Raw genomic sequence first — 14372 nt, 5'->3', positions numbered from 1 at the left:
GGTGTACCTCTCTTTCAGTTTTGCGCCCGATCGGGCGTCTCGGATTTAGTGTTGATGGCTACGTTTTGTTGGCGGGCGCCGGCTTGTTTGAGCTCTGCGACCCACTGCGGGTCGGCGTCGCCGATTTCGTTGTTCACAGGCAGATATCGTTCAGGAAACTCCCAGATCAGCACTTGTGGCGGGCTGTTCTTGAAGTCATCGCTTTTCAGGTAGCTGAGCATCGGCAGAATCGGGCCGTGGCCGTCTTCGGCGTAGTTGACGACGTCACTGTGCAGCGCTTGTTTGAGCGCACCGACGAAGTTCCAGTTGGGGTTGGCGCTGTAGCTGGTGCCGATCAGCGCGACCGGTACTTCGCTGTTGGCGAACAGGGCGTCGTCACCGGCAGGTTGCTCGGCGGCAACGGTGTTGCGTTTGAGCAGTGGCTCAGGCGCCGGCATCATGTTTTCGAACAGCGGATCGAGCGGCAGGAACAGACGCAGATCGCCCTTGTGCGTGACCTTCTCTGCTGGCGTGGTAACGAAACGCTGTGGCTCGCCGCTCAGCGGGAATTTCTCGGCAATGGTTTTCGCCAGCGTATTGGCTGCGATCTCGGCGCCTTCCGGCGTCCAGTGGGTGTCGGTGCGCAGGAACACTTGCTCACCGTTCTGCTTGGCCTGTTGCAGCGGGCCGAGAAGGTCAGGGGCGAGGATCTTGTCGGCCGCGACACGGGCGTGGAAATCCTGATACAGGTTCTGGTGAATGCTCGAAGGCTTCACTTCATCCAGATGCTCCGGATACAGACGCACCTTGGCCGGCACGATCGCCATCACCAGTTTCACGCCTTTCTCTTTCAGGGTCTGGCGCACGCCTTCGACCAGCGCGTAGTTGCCTTGCAGGTTCTGCTGTTCGTTGACGATCGGGTTGAATTCCTCATCGCTGTACAACCACTGGTCGCGGCCGAGCACGACGCCCGGACGACCTTCGTTGAACAGTTTGAAATCCAGCGCGGCCCAGAGGTTGGTGCCCAGGCGCTTGATCGGGAATTCATCGTCGTAGTGGGTTTCCACCGCCTTCGTCCAGCGGCCGTTGAGCACCGTCGCATCGGCGTTGGTGCTGAAGCCGAAGAAGCTGCGAACCGACCACAGACCCAGGACCAACAGCGTCACCAGGAACAGGGCGATGTAGAAGATGCGTAATGAGCGGGTCATGTCAGATCCCTCAGAACTGGAAGTAAAGGAACGGCGAGAAGCTTTGCGCCGAGAGTTTGAGAATCGAGGCGATGAACAGCAGCAGGATCAGCCCGCGCATCACGTAGCGCGACCAGTCAGCGGTCCAGTAAGCCGGTTGCACCTGGGCTTCGACGCCAACGGTGTAACCAGGTTCGTGGATGCTCGCCGGATTTTCCCCAGGTGCTGCCTTGATCAATCCCGGCGTTGCGGTGGCAGGGCCATTGGCCTCGACGTTGACTTCCGGTTTGGTCTTGGCTGGCGGCTGATTGGTATACAGATCACGCAGGCCGAAGAACGCCAGGGTCACGTAAGCCACCACCAGAGTCGCCACTTGCAGACCGGTGAGGCTGGCCTGATTGAGTTCCGACAGCGACCAGTCGCCGAAGCTGAACATTGCACCGTACATGCGACCGGCGACGTGCAGGTTCTCGGCACGGAAGATCACCCAGCCCATTACTACCAGCAGGAAAGTCAGCGCCCAGCGGATCGGGTTGAGGCTGCGCGGCGAAGTGTTCAGGCCGAGCATTTTTTCGATCGCCAGCCACATGCCGTGCCAGGCGCCCCAGATGATGTAAGTGATATTCGCGCCGTGCCACAGACCACCCAGAAGCATGGTCAGGAACAGGTTGCGATAGGTCATCAGCGTGCCTTTACGGTTACCGCCGAGGGTGATGTACAGGTAGTCACGCAGCCAGGTGGAGAGGCTGATGTGCCAGCGGCGCCAGAACTCGGTGATCGACTGGCTGATATACGGCTGCTTGAAGTTTTCCATGAAGCGGAAACCCATCATCAAGCCCAGACCGATGGCCATGTCGCTGTAACCGGAGAAATCGAAATACAGCTGCGCGGTGTACGCCAGCGCACCGAGCCAGGCATCACCCGTGGTCGGGTTCTGCAAGGCGAAGCAATGGTCGGCGACCACGGCGAGGGTGTCGGCAATAAATACTTTCTTGATGAAACCCTGCATGAACCGCGTGCAGCCCTCGGAGAATTTGTCGAGGGTGTGCGTGCGGTTGTTGAACTGGTCGGCGAGGTCGCGGAAACGCAGAACCGGGCCGGCAATCAGGTGCGGAAAGATCGCCACGAATGCCGCGAAGTCGATCAGGTTGCGCGTGGCCGGAGTGTCGCCACGGTACACGTCGATGATGTAGCTGATCGATTCGAAGATGTAGAACGAAATACCGATCGGCAGCAGCACGTGGGTCAGGATGAACGGCTCGAGACCGAACGAAGTCATGATTTCGTTGATGCTGTCGACACCGAAGTTGGCGTACTTGAAGTAGCCAAGGATGCACAGGTCGACGGCCACACCGAGCAGCAGCCAGCGCTGCGCCGGTTTGGTTCTGACGCCAGCGGCACCGACTTTCAGGCCGATCCAGTAGTTCCACAGCGTGACCGCTGCGAACAGCGCGAGGAAGTCCACCCGCCACCAGGCGTAGAACACATAGCTGGCGATCAGCAGCAGCAGGTTGCGATAGCGTTGCCCGCTCAGGTAGTACAAGCCGAGAAAGATCGGCAAGAACAGAAACAGGAACACGTTGGATGAAAATACCATCCCGATCTCTCCATGTTTGAACCAACAGTCAAGGGCCAAAGCCCCCCAAACCCCCCGTGGTAGTGGAGGGGTGACACAGTGTTCGCTTGAGGGCGGAGCTGGCCGTCAGACCGCGCCCCTCACCCCCGCCCTCTCCCGGAGGGAGAGGGAGCCTGATCTCCATGGTTTTCAAAAATGGAGATCGACTCGGTATTTCATTTCGACGTAACTCGCACAGCCACCTCGGTCAGTCCCCTCTCCCTCCGGGAGAGGGTTAGGGTGAGGGGCTTTTAGCCCTTTTCATGCGACGGGTCGTAGACCTTGGTCAGGTCGCCGCCAAGACGGAAAGTCTTGAACGGTTGCATGTCGCGCTTCTTCTCGATCACATCCGGCGCACAGGTGTAGAGCGTGCAGAACGGTTCGAGCCAAGCGAATTTCATGTCCTCTTTCAGGTCGGTCATGTCCTGTTTTTTGCCGTTCTTTTCTTCGAACTCGTCAGGGTCCTTCACGCCGGCCAACACGCGGTCACCCAGACGCTTCAGTGCGCCGTTGTTCTCCTGACGCAGATCGACACCGTTGACCTGGGCGAAACTGGCGATCATTGCCAGCGGCGGCAGGGCGTAATTGTGATAGGCGAGGGCGCGTTGCTGGCGCTTGAGTTCGTTAGGCAGGAAGCCGTCGGCGTCGACCTGGTTGACGCCAACCTTGTATTCCTTCACCGCCCAGTCGAACAGGTCGCGGCGGTTGGTGGCGACGGCGGTGGCCATCACCGACCAGGCGGCCCAGTACGAGTGGTTGTTGGTTTTTTCCAGCGGCAGGTTGTCCCAGTCGCTGACCACCTGATCGGCCATTTTGCTGAACCAGGCTTCGATCAGCTGCGCTTCCTGCTGATGCTGGGCCAGTGGGTGCGAGTCGGAAAATTTCAGGCGAATGTACGACGAGGCCATGCTGCCCAGCGCCCATTTGCGCATCGACTTGCCGGTGTGGTTGAAGTCTTTGGACATCAACGCGTCAGCCTTGGCCCACGCGGTCAGCCAGTCGAGCGTGCATTCGAGCTGCTCCGGGCGACCGTCGCGCATGAACTGCATGACGCGCTTGGCGGTGCCGCGCTCCAGCGTGGTGATGTCTTTGGTGGTGTCGCGAAAGGCTTTTTCCGACTGCACGTTCAGCGTCGCGCGGGCCTTGTCCGAACCTTCGTATTTGCTGCGAAATTGCAGCGGACCGGTGTATGGCGCCGGCATCGCGTCGCAGCCGTCGCTCTTGTCGCCGGTCTTGAATTTATCCACCGGGGCGAAGTAGCCCTGCGGTGGACGCAATGGCGCGGCGGCCTGAGTTGCCCCGGCGAACATCGCCAGGCTCAGGAGTGTCGGTGCCAACAGATTTTTCAGTTTCGGATTTCGCATAGCAGACCTCATTGCCCGAGCTGCGCGGTCTGTTGACCGACGCCCGGGAATACGTTGCGTTTGCAGATTTTCGCTTCGACTTTTTGTGGCGCGGCGCCAGGTCCGGCTTCAGGACCCTGGACTTCGACTGCCAGCAGGTTTTGCGAGGCCCAGTCTTCGTCCGTGCGCAGCTCAAAGGCGAAACGACCGTCGGTGTCGGAGGTTTCCGGTTTCTCGATCTTGATGTCCTCGTGGCGACCGTTCATGTACCAGAGGGTGGCTTGCAGGGTTTTCACCGAGGTGTCGGCGAAGCGGATATCGACCTGATGGTTGGCGTTCTGCAGGTTCAGGTTCTTGCTGTTGACCAGCAGTTCTTGCTTGCTGCCCGGTTTCAGCGTGGCGCTGGCGGACATCTGCGCGTCCTTGCCTTCGCAACCGTTGTCGAGCAGCGCCATCATCTGGCGATAGATGGTTTCCTGGTCGAGGCGATACAGCGGCGAGAATTCCCAGATGAGAATCTTTGGCGGGGTCTTCTGGAATTCTTCGCTGCCCAGGTACTGCAGCATCGAACCTTCGAAACCGCCGCCGGGGAAGGCCACGTTGAGGATGTCGGCGCCGATGGCTTCTTCGAGGAAACCGGCGAAGTTGTAGTTCTTGCCGCTGTGCGACGTACCGACCAGGGTGATTTGCGGATTGCCCGAATCGCCGAACAGATCGCCGTCGCCTGCTTCGCCTTTCGGCTCGGTGGTGAACTGGTCCATGTACTGGATCGCGTAGCTGGTGCCGCACAGTTGCCCGGCCATGTTGTGCAGAGTGCCGGTCTTGCCCATGCGCCCGGAGCGCTTGGTCTCGAATTCACGCTTGGGAATGTCGGCGAAGGCCGGGATCTGCTTGACCTTTTCGGCGACGATTTTTGCCGTGCGCTGGGCGCCATATGGTGTCCAGTGCTGGTCGCCACGGAAGTAGAAATCGTGGGCGGGCAGGGTGTCCGGCAGCGATTCGTTGGTCAGTGGCGACAGGTCAGGCACCACGTAGCCCATCTTGGCGAAACGGCCGAGCATGGTCTTGTAGTTGCCCAGTGCTTTCTCGTAATCGAACGCGGCTTTTTCCTGCGGGTTGAGCTTGTTGCGGTTCACCAGGCCACGGGTCGGCTGGTAAACGATCACCAGCTCCACGCCTTTGCTCTTGAACGCATCGTGCAACTGTTGCAGGCGCTTGTAGCCGGCCGGCGTGGTGTTGAACTCGGTACGCAGGTCTTCCTGGGTACGGAACAGCCAGTCGCCCTGAGCCTGTACCAGCGTGGTGAAGTTCTGCTGATAACGCGTGGTGTAGTTCTTCGCGTCATGGGCCGCCGGGCACAGGTTGCAGCACGGCTCGGCGGTGAACTTCGGTGGCGTGACGCTTGCGCCTTCAGCGTCGGCGCGAGCGTTGCCGGCAGCGAGAATGCCGAGGGTCAGGGCCGAGAGGCTGAGCAGTTTGATCATGTGTGGGTGCATAAAAATTATCCTCAGTCCTGCAATTCGGTCTGGCGTTCGACAGGGTCGATCAGCACGGCTTTCTGCTGGCGCACCAACAGATCGAGAATTTCATCCTGGCGCTCGCCGAGAATGCCGTTGAAGCTGATCCCGCTGGACTTGGTCGGCGCCAGCATCGACACGCGATACAGCTCGACACTCAGCGGCGAGTCGATCGACAGCGGACCGCTGCCATTGGCCGCCAGCTCGCCGCCGACGACGATCAGCGAGACCTGCGCGTCGAACGGGTCGAGCTTGATGTCACGGTCGGTGTCGGTCAGGTCCTTGATGTGGCCGTAGATACCGGTCAGGCCGTTGGTCATGGCAACGTTTTCGTAGAGGCGGATGTTCACACTGTTACGAATACGAATGCCGTGACGGGTATTGCTGATGACCTTGTTTCCCCACAGCAGGTTGTCGGCGGACTCGTAGAGCGTGATGCCGTCGGTGTGGTTCTTGTAGATCTCGTTGTAGGCAATGATGTTGTTGACGCTGTTACGGTCGATCACCAGGCCCGACAACTTGTTGTCGAAACTCTTGTTGTTGAAGATGAAGCTGTCGTTGACCTCACGGGAAATGATGATCCCGTGCTTCTTCTTCGTGCCATGAACGGTGTTCTCGGCAATGATCAGACGGTGCGAGCGGTCATGCGGGTCGATGCCGTAGACGATGTTGTCTTTGTAGGTGTTGCCCTTGACCACAAAGTCGCTGGTTTCGTAGCAGTAGAAGCCGTACCACATGTCCGAGAACTCGGAACCGACGATCCAGCCGGTCGGTTCCGGGCGCTTGAGGACTTTGGCCATGTTCGGCGTGTACTGGGAAATACTTACCCCGTACGACTTACTGTTGGCGTAACCGAAACTGGCCATCTTGCTGTTGACGATGTAGGTCTCGGTGCCGCCCCAGGAGAGCAGGAAAGGACGGAATTCCTTCGGCGAACGGAAGGTTGCCGGGCCGTTGTCCTTTTCGCGCCAGCCGGTGACTTTGGTGTCACGCACGAACAGCTTGCCGTCGTTGACCAGGAACGAACCGGCCTCTTGGGACAGGCGCAGTTCCTGGGTCTGACCGTCGATTTCGAGGATGCCTTTCTCGCCGACCACGATCGGCAATTTGGCCAGGTACACGCCCGGAGCGGTCTCGCTGAAATACTGCTTGGGCAGTTTTTTCGCCAGATCCTTGAGGTTCATGTAGCCGTCGTCGATGAAGATCGCCTGCGGAATGCCGTGCTGACGCACGACCCATTCGGCCATCTTGTTATCGCCGCCGATGAAGTCCTTCAGGGCGTTTTCCTGCATCATCCGGCGCACACTGATCTTGCCCGGTTTGCTGCGCACGATCTTCGCGGCAGCGGCTTCGGCGGTGAAGCCGGACAGGTCGGGCAGTGTCGGCTTGGCCAGTTTCAGTGCGTCGGTCGGCGCGCTGCTGACGGTGTAGGTCTTGGCCTGTTGCAGTTCCTTGGCCACGGTCGCAGGTTTCGCCGGTTCAACATTGGCGAAGGCGCCGGCGCTGGCCAGCAGCATCGCGCCGGCCAGCAGGCTGAGTGAGCCTGTTCTGGTGCTGATCATGTCGGGCACTCCCTTGGCGGTTTGCATCAGAAGCGCCAGATCACGTCAATGAATGCGCGGTGCATGTAGGAATCAACCTGGCTGCCGTAGGCATCGCCCGGTTTGAACACACCGCCACGGAAACGCACCAGTGCCGAAGGCTCGTCGATCGACTGGCTCAACGCCGCCGGCAACAGGCCTTGCTTGAAGTACTTGGTGACGACCAGGTCCATTTCCTGACCCAGGTCCTTGTTGCCATCTTCAAGCGGCAAGGATGTGCTGGAGAGGATCGCGCCGGTGACGTCGTCGGTGTTGTTTTCCACCGCATTGATGCCGTTGCTGCCGACCGGCTTGTTGCCGTCGACACGCCAGAACTTGTGATAGATCAGGCTGGCGTCGTACTCGTCGTTGACCATCCACGAACCGAACAGGGTGGCGGTCTGCATGTTGTTCATTTCGCCACGGAACGCTTCGCCGAAACGGTGCACGCGCGAGCGGGTACCGGTGTAGTTGGAGCGGTTGCTCTCCAGACCGTTCTGTTCGTAATCGGCACTGGCGCGGGCGTAGGCACCGCCGACTTGCCACTGCGGATCGAGGCGCAGACGCACGCCGACATCGGCTGCCCAGCCGCTGATGTCATCGCTGCGCTTGGCTTGTGTCGGGCGCGTGCCGTCGGCGTTCAGCGCATTGACCGTGTCGCGGTCGCCGCTCATGCCGGTGATGCTGCCCCAGTAGTTGACGGTGTTGGTGTTGCGCCAGTTGTAGGCGTCGCTGTCGGCAGTCAGTCCGATCCAGCTGATGTCGCCGTTCTCGGTCTTGTCCAGCGAGTCGCGCGGGACGCCCGGCTCGGCGTAATCGAGTTTGCCGTCATCGTGAGTGTGGTGGCCGCGAATGCCGACCCACTGGCCCGGTGTCCACTGGTAAGCAGCGTCGGCGTAGGCGTGCAGGCGATCCTTGTCTTTCGGCGCCAGCTCTTTCAAGTCGGTGCGGTATTCGCTGAAACGCTCGGCAACACCGGCATTGGCCCGCAGCAGGGTGGTGTCGAAGGTCCAGTTCAGCGCTTCGATGTTGGTGTCACGCCATTGGCCGTCGTCATTGCGCAGACGCTGACGACCGAACTTGAGCATCTCGCCCGGGTACGGGGTGAGGCCGCTGTAGCCGACCCAGAACTCGCGCATCGCCAGGTAGTTCTTCTTGGTTTTGCGATCACTGTTGTCGGTGGCTTGTTCACCGTCGGATTGTTGCAGGGTGTCGGTCTCGATGATGTCGGTCGAGGTCACCGCCTGACCCATCGCGTAGGCGCTCCACGCGCCGCTTTCGCCGTAGATCCACGGACGCAGGTCGAGGCCCACGCCATTGACGTCACCGCCGCCGGCAGTGCCGAGGTCACGGTCGTCTTCGGACTGGCCGGTGAGTTTCACTTCCAGACCGAAATTCTTGGTTTCAGTCATCGCAGCCAGTGTCGGGCAAGACCAGAGCAGCGCGAAGGTGAGGCCAATACCGGCCTTCACGAATGGGTTCAGCTTCATAGTTTTCCTCGCCGTCTTCTTCTTGCAGGGCGTGCAGTTGCAGCGTGTTCGAGTTCAGGGCGCCACGGCTGGCCTGTTCCTGTTGCAACAGGCGGCGGGCTTCGGGCAAGCGCTCGGGCGGCAATTGCGCCTCGAGGGTCGCTGCCAGTTCATCGGCTTGCGGGGTGTTCTGGGCCTTGGCCAACTGGCTGAACACGTAGGCATTCAGCGGGTCGGGCTTGGTGCCCTTGCCTTGCGAGAACAACTGGGCGATGGCGAAGTCGGCACTGTTCTGGCCGTTGCGCGCAGCGGTCAGCAGGTGGTCCAGAGCCTTCTGCGGATAGACCTTGCCCAGGTAGCCACGACGGTAGATCTGGCCGAGGTAGTAATCGGCGGCCACTTCGCGGCCAACGGCTTTCTGGAAGTGTTCCTCGGCGACTTTCGCATCGGCCGGGACCATTTTGCCTTCGTAGTAGACCTTGCCCAGCAGCAGTTCGGCGCGCGGCTGGTCGGCGGCGCGACCGTTGTCCAGGTACTTCATCATCTGGTCGACGTCGCCCAGTTCGGGGAAGTCGTAAAGCAGTTGGGCGAGGGTGACCCACGATGCCGGGTAGCCCGGAGCGATCGGCTCGAGCAGCGCCTGCGCGGTTTTTTCGTCAGTCTTGCCCAGGGTCGAATCGGCCAGCACGCGGGCTACGGAGTCGACACGCTGCGCGGTGACGGTGCCACGGCTGTAACCGGCCTGCATCTGCTTGATCAGCTCGGCCTGTTGCTCCGCCTGGCCACGTTTCTGATAGACCGTGGCCAGTTCGACGTAGCAGATGTCGGTGGTGTTGAGCGCGGCCTTGCAGATCTTTTCCACGTCATCCAGATGCTGGTCGTAAGTGCCTTGGGTGCGATACAGCAGCACCTGCGCCAGACCCGCTTCCGGGTAGCCCGACTTGCGCCACTGATCGATCTGCTGCTGCGCGTTGATGTTGGGGAAGCTGTGCGGGTATTGCAGGTACAGCATCGCCAGCGGGATCAACGTGTTGCCTTCGCCATTGGCGGCGGCTTTTTTCAGCAGGGTTTCGGCTTCGTGGTGCTCGGCTTCGGTGGAGCCCGGCTTGGCCACCAGCAGACGACCGAGACGTGCCTGGGCACGCGGCGACACGCTGGCCGCTGCGCGGTAAGTCGCCTCGGCCTGTTTCATCTGCGCCGGGTCACGGCTGTCGACCTGGATATCGGCCAGGCCGACTTGCGCCTCGCTGTAACCCAGATCGGCCAGTTGCTGGTAATTCTGCGCAGCGGTGGCGGTGTCGCCACGCTTGAGCGCTTCGTTGGCCAGACGCTGATCGGGCAGCCCGGCGCAACCGGCCAAGCTCACCGCCAATGCCAAGGCGCACATGGGGCCCTTGTGGGAGCTGGCTTGCCAGCGATTCAGGCGACTCGGTGTTTCAGCAAGACCGCATTGATCCAATCGCTGGCAAGCCAGCTCCCACAGGGATAGCGGCGTTCTGAAGAGACTGGTGATAGTCACAGGCATGTCCTCGACTTAAAGACCGGCAGCCATGGCTTTGTCGATCAGCCAGTTCAGGTTCGGGCCACGGTCGCTGTTCACTTCAACCGGGCGGCCGGCCAGGCTGCTGTCGAGCGGCTCGTCAGGCTGGATCTGCACGCGAATGTCGGAGGACAGGTCGGCGCTCTTCAGGCTCGTGCTGCTGACGATCTTGCCGGTGCGGGTCTTGTCTTCGCCGGCGATCTGGAAGCTCACCGGGGTGCCCGGGCGCACGTCGCCGAACTGGCGATAGGAGAAGCGTGCTTCAACGTTGGCCTGGGTGTTGCGCGGCACCAACTGGAAGATCACGTCGCCCTTGCTCGCGTACTGACCGTCAGCCACCAGTTGCTGGGCCACGGTGCAGTCGCACGGCGAAGTCAGGGTGCCGGTCATTTGCTTGCCGAACAGTTCTTCAACCTTGGCCGGGGCCAGTTGGTCTTCGGCCAGATGGCCCTTGAGCACGTCGAGCATGCTGGTGCTGAAGGTCGCCAGCGGTGCGCCTTTGGCGGCAACGCCGTCGGACTTGACCAGGCTCTGTACGGTGCCGTCACGCGGCATGGTGATGTTCATCCCCGGCACGCTGACCAGACCGGCCTGGGCGTGGCTGACGAAGTACATGCCGTACACCGACTTGAAGATGAAACCGGCAGCGACCAGACCAACAGCGAAAATACCGGCGCTGAAGGTCACGGCTTTCAGGCGGCCGAACGGGGTCATGCCGGTGTCGTTGGTCTTGTTCTTGCGCGCCTTGGTGAAGTTGTCGCGCTGCAGGGTCGCCAGCACTTCGCCGATGCTGACGATGTCGCCGGCCAGGTGCGAAGTGATCAGGTGGCGCAGGGTGGAAATGTCCTGCGGCTCGAGGTTCTGGAACTGGCAGCCGGCGCGGCCGGTGGCGCGGTCAAAGGAACGCACCTGCAGTTCAACGTCCATGGCCAGGCCGAGGTTGTCGATGACAAATTGCAGACGCGCCTTGTACACCTCGCCGATGGTCAGCGGCATCTGCCCGGCGTTGAACGCCAGACCGCCAGCCGACAGATCGAGGACCCGCGCTTCGAGCGGAGTCCGGTCAGGGCCGAAGAAACGCAGTTTGGCCGGGATTTTCACGCGAGCGTGCTGGCGCTGGGCTTCGGATTCATGCACTACGTTGACGTTGACGGCGGTATTCATAGGGGCGATTTCCTTGTTAATTCAATAGGAGCGGGTCAGACCATCATCAGCAGCACGGCGACAAAAATGCTGCCGGCGGAGAAGGTCATGGTCCGAGACGACCAGGTGTTGAACCAACGTTGAAAGCTGGCGAGATCACGGGTCAGGGATGTGGGCTGGCGAGTCCAGGATTGTTGGTCGAGGCGGAAGAACACGTAGATCTTCACCAGGGCGCCAACGATCTGGTTGTAATACAGAATCGCCGGGTAAGCAGGGCCGATGCGGTGACCGGAACACGACAGCAACAGCGTCAGGATCAGGCGGGTGATACCGATCCACAGCAGGTACACGAGGATGAACGCGGTGCCGTACTTGAAGCTGGCGATCAGTGCGACGGTCAGGCCGAGCAGCGAAGTCCACATCGATACGCGCTGGTCGAACAGCACCACCGAGGTGAACGCGCCGAGGCGGCGGATACCCAGACCCAGTGCACGCGAGTTCTGGCGCAGGTTGTTGCCGTACCAGCGGAACATCAGCTTGCGGCTGGCCTTGATGAAGCTCTTTTCCGGCGGATGTTCAACGGTGTTGATCGCGGCATCCGGCACGTAGAAGGTGTCGTAACCCAGGCGCATCAGGCTGAACCAGCTCGACTTGTCGTCACCGGTCAGGAACTTGAAGCGGCCCAGGCGCCAGTGTTGCAGCGAGTCGCTTTCAACGTCGGCGATGAACTCCGGATTGGTCACCACGGAGGCTTTGAACACCGACATCCGACCGGTCATGGTCAGTACGCGCTTGGACAGGGCCATCGAGCACATGTTGATGTGGCGCTGGGCGAAACGCAGCTTGTGCCATTCGCTCATGATGTAGCCGCCGCGCACTTCGCAGAACTCGTTGGTGGTCAGGCCGCCGACATTGCCGAACAACTGGAACCACGGCACGGTCTTGCGCACGACGCCTTCGCCGAGCACGGTGTCGCCGTCGATCACGGCCACCACGGCACGGTCGTCCGGCAGGTGACGGGAGATCGCACGGAAACCGAAGGCCAGACCATCGCGCTTGCCGGTGCCGGGAATGCGCACGAAGTCGAGCTTGACCCGCTCCGGCGGATTCATCCGTGCCCACAGCGCCTTGACCAGCAGCTCGTCGGACATTTCCACGATCGAGCAGACAATGGTGGTCGGCAGTTCGCAGTCGATGGCTTCGCGGATCACCGAGCTGTAGACCTGCGCGGTGGTCAGCGCGTCAATACGAAAGCTGGTGACCATCAGAAACACATGCGACGGATCGGCCGCTTTACCCAGCTTGCGTACTTTGCGACGCAGGTGCGGGTAAACGATGTAGAGAAAAATCATGCCGCGCACAAAGTGCGTTGCACCCATCGAGTAGCGCCAGATACCCACGGCGCCAATCAGGAAAATGAAGTCCTTCGACTCGGAGTCGAATGTGGACGTGGGCAGCATCAAGGCCAGGCCCATCAGCAGACTGAGATAAAAAAGCCAGCCGGCTGATTGCAGAAAAAAATGTTTGAGCTTGGTCATAACCGTCATCCGAAGGTGATGGAGGCTTCAAGCCGCAAGCGTGTTGCTTTTGCTTGCGGCTTGAAGCTTGAGGCTTGCCTTACCAGCAAATGCCTTCGGTGCGGCTACCGGCGCTGGTGGCCTTGGACATGAAGCCCACCAGGTCGATGACTTGCTTGCCCTGCGGCGCTTCCTGGGCCAGCGAACGGAATTTCTCGTCGCGGTTGCCGAGGATGATCACGTCGGAGTTGTCGATCACCGAGTCGAAGTCGGAGTTGAGCAGGGACGATACGTGCGGAATCTTCGATTCGATGTAGTCCTTGTTCGCACCGTGGACACGGGCGTATTCGACGTTGCTGTCGTAGATGCTCAGGTCGTAACCCTTGCCGATCAGCATTTCCGCCAGTTCGACCAGCGGGCTTTCGCGCAGGTCGTCGGTGCCGGCCTTGAAGCTCAGACCGAGCAGGGCGACTTTGCGTTTTTCATGGCTTTCAACGATGTCGAAAGCGTTCTGCACTTGCGATTCGTTACTGCGCATCAGCGAGTTGAGCAGCGGTGCTTCGACGTCCAGGGAACCGGCGCGGTAGGTCAGCGCACGTACGTCTTTGGGCAGGCACGAACCGCCGAAGGCGAAGCCCGGACGCATGTAGTACTGGGACAGGTTCAGAGTCTTGTCCTGGCAGACCACTTCCATCACTTCACGACCATCGACGCCGACGGCTTTGGCGATGTTGCCGATCTCGTTGGCGAAGGTCACTTTGGTCGCATGCCAGACGTTGCAGGTGTACTTGATCATCTCGGCAACGGCGATGTCCTTGCGGATGATCGGGGCGTCGAGTTCTTCGTACAGCGATTGCAGAACGTCGCCCGAGGCGGTATCGAACTCGCCGATAACGGTCATCGGTGGCTGATCGTAGTCAGCGATGGCGGTGGATTCGCGGAGGAATTCCGGGTTGACCGCAACGCCGAAATCGACGCCGGCTTTCTTGCCCGAGCAGTCTTCCAGAATCGGGATGACCACGTTGGCCACGGTGCCTGGCAGCACGGTGCTGCGCACGACGATGGTGTGGCGGGTGGTTTTTTCACGCAGGACAAAACCGATCTCGCGGCACACGGCCTCGATGTAGTTCAGTTCCAGGTCGCCGTTCTTTTTGCTTGGCGTGCCGACGCAGATCATCGACAGGTCGGTATCACGAATCGCCTCGGCGAAGTTGGTCGTGCCGCGCAGACGACCGGTCTGGATACCCTGTTGCAGCAGTTCGCCCAGGCCTGGTTCTACAATCGGCGATTTGCCGGCGTTAATCATGTCGATCTTGTCTTTGGCAACATCGACGCCAACTACGTCATGGCCCCGTGCAGACAGGCAACCGGCACATACTGCGCCAACGTAACCCAAACCAAATATGCTGATGCGCATCGCAATTACCTCTGTATATATCAGGCCTTAGAAGGCCGGAGTTAATGGTGTTCAGCGGTCACTAG

The 14372-nt window shown here is 60.4% G+C and carries 10 protein-coding genes; all 10 read right to left on the bottom strand.

The window, feature by feature from the left end:
• Positions 1–14: 14 nt before the first annotated feature.
• Positions 15–1187 carry an alginate O-acetyltransferase gene (locus ACZZ0K_RS19205; RefSeq protein ID WP_076565958.1) on the bottom strand — a complete coding sequence of 391 codons (1173 nt, stop codon included), beginning with the start codon at positions 1185–1187 and terminating at the stop codon, positions 15–17.
• Positions 1188–1197: 10 nt separating this feature from the next.
• Positions 1198–2763, bottom strand: coding sequence for an MBOAT family O-acyltransferase (locus tag ACZZ0K_RS19200; RefSeq protein ID WP_150636187.1), 1566 nt, complete (start codon positions 2761–2763; stop codon positions 1198–1200).
• A 269-nt stretch (positions 2764–3032) separates the two neighbouring features.
• A complete protein-coding gene (locus tag ACZZ0K_RS19195; RefSeq protein WP_258707631.1) occupies positions 3033–4145 on the bottom strand; it encodes a mannuronate-specific alginate lyase in 1113 nt (370 codons plus the stop codon).
• 8 nt (positions 4146–4153) lie between these two features.
• Complete coding sequence (locus ACZZ0K_RS19190; protein WP_095180420.1) at positions 4154–5620, bottom strand: alginate O-acetyltransferase; 1467 nt, start codon at positions 5618–5620, stop codon at positions 4154–4156.
• Between the two features lie 11 nt (positions 5621–5631).
• Entirely contained in the window at positions 5632–7203 is a 1572-nt protein-coding gene (gene algG, locus ACZZ0K_RS19185) for a mannuronan 5-epimerase AlgG (protein WP_252877485.1), read from the bottom strand.
• 26 nt (positions 7204–7229) lie between these two features.
• Complete coding sequence (locus ACZZ0K_RS19180; RefSeq protein WP_056783051.1) at positions 7230–8711, bottom strand: alginate export family protein; 1482 nt, start codon at positions 8709–8711, stop codon at positions 7230–7232.
• Positions 8626–10215 carry an alginate biosynthesis TPR repeat lipoprotein AlgK gene (gene algK, locus ACZZ0K_RS19175; protein WP_463559264.1) on the bottom strand — a complete coding sequence of 530 codons (1590 nt, stop codon included), beginning with the start codon at positions 10213–10215 and terminating at the stop codon, positions 8626–8628. The genes ACZZ0K_RS19180 and algK overlap by 86 nt, the downstream gene beginning before the upstream one ends.
• A 9-nt stretch (positions 10216–10224) precedes the next feature.
• Positions 10225–11394, bottom strand: coding sequence for an alginate biosynthesis protein Alg44 (locus tag ACZZ0K_RS19170; RefSeq protein WP_024011680.1), 1170 nt, complete (start codon positions 11392–11394; stop codon positions 10225–10227).
• A gap of 35 nt (positions 11395–11429) precedes the next feature.
• Positions 11430–12911: a mannuronan synthase gene (gene alg8, locus ACZZ0K_RS19165; protein WP_162098720.1), complete on the bottom strand. Its 1482-nt coding sequence runs from the start codon at positions 12909–12911 to the stop codon at positions 11430–11432.
• Positions 12912–12990: 79 nt separating this feature from the next.
• Positions 12991–14307, bottom strand: a complete 1317-nt coding sequence (locus tag ACZZ0K_RS19160; RefSeq protein ID WP_016771595.1) for a nucleotide sugar dehydrogenase — start codon at positions 14305–14307, stop codon at positions 12991–12993.
• Positions 14308–14372: the final 65 nt, after the last annotated feature.

It is taken from the genome of Pseudomonas sp. AC255 (assembly GCF_979258175.1).
The sequence above is the reverse complement of the archived record's forward strand: the minus strand, read 5'-3'. Positions and strand labels throughout refer to the sequence as shown.

Coding starts and splice junctions, on each gene's coding strand:
- ACZZ0K_RS19205 (WP_076565958.1), bottom strand. CDS start 1,187: ATGACCCGCTCATTACGCATCTTCTACATCGCCCTGTTCCTGGTGACG.
- ACZZ0K_RS19200 (WP_150636187.1), bottom strand. CDS start 2,763: ATGGTATTTTCATCCAACGTGTTCCTGTTTCTGTTCTTGCCGATCTTT.
- ACZZ0K_RS19195 (WP_258707631.1), bottom strand. CDS start 4,145: ATGCGAAATCCGAAACTGAAAAATCTGTTGGCACCGACACTCCTGAGC.
- ACZZ0K_RS19190 (WP_095180420.1), bottom strand. CDS start 5,620: ATGCACCCACACATGATCAAACTGCTCAGCCTCTCGGCCCTGACCCTC.
- algG (WP_252877485.1), bottom strand. CDS start 7,203: ATGATCAGCACCAGAACAGGCTCACTCAGCCTGCTGGCCGGCGCGATG.
- ACZZ0K_RS19180 (WP_056783051.1), bottom strand. CDS start 8,711: ATGAAGCTGAACCCATTCGTGAAGGCCGGTATTGGCCTCACCTTCGCG.
- algK (WP_463559264.1), bottom strand. CDS start 10,215: ATGCCTGTGACTATCACCAGTCTCTTCAGAACGCCGCTATCCCTGTGG.
- ACZZ0K_RS19170 (WP_024011680.1), bottom strand. CDS start 11,394: ATGAATACCGCCGTCAACGTCAACGTAGTGCATGAATCCGAAGCCCAG.
- alg8 (WP_162098720.1), bottom strand. CDS start 12,911: ATGACCAAGCTCAAACATTTTTTTCTGCAATCAGCCGGCTGGCTTTTT.
- ACZZ0K_RS19160 (WP_016771595.1), bottom strand. CDS start 14,307: ATGCGCATCAGCATATTTGGTTTGGGTTACGTTGGCGCAGTATGTGCC.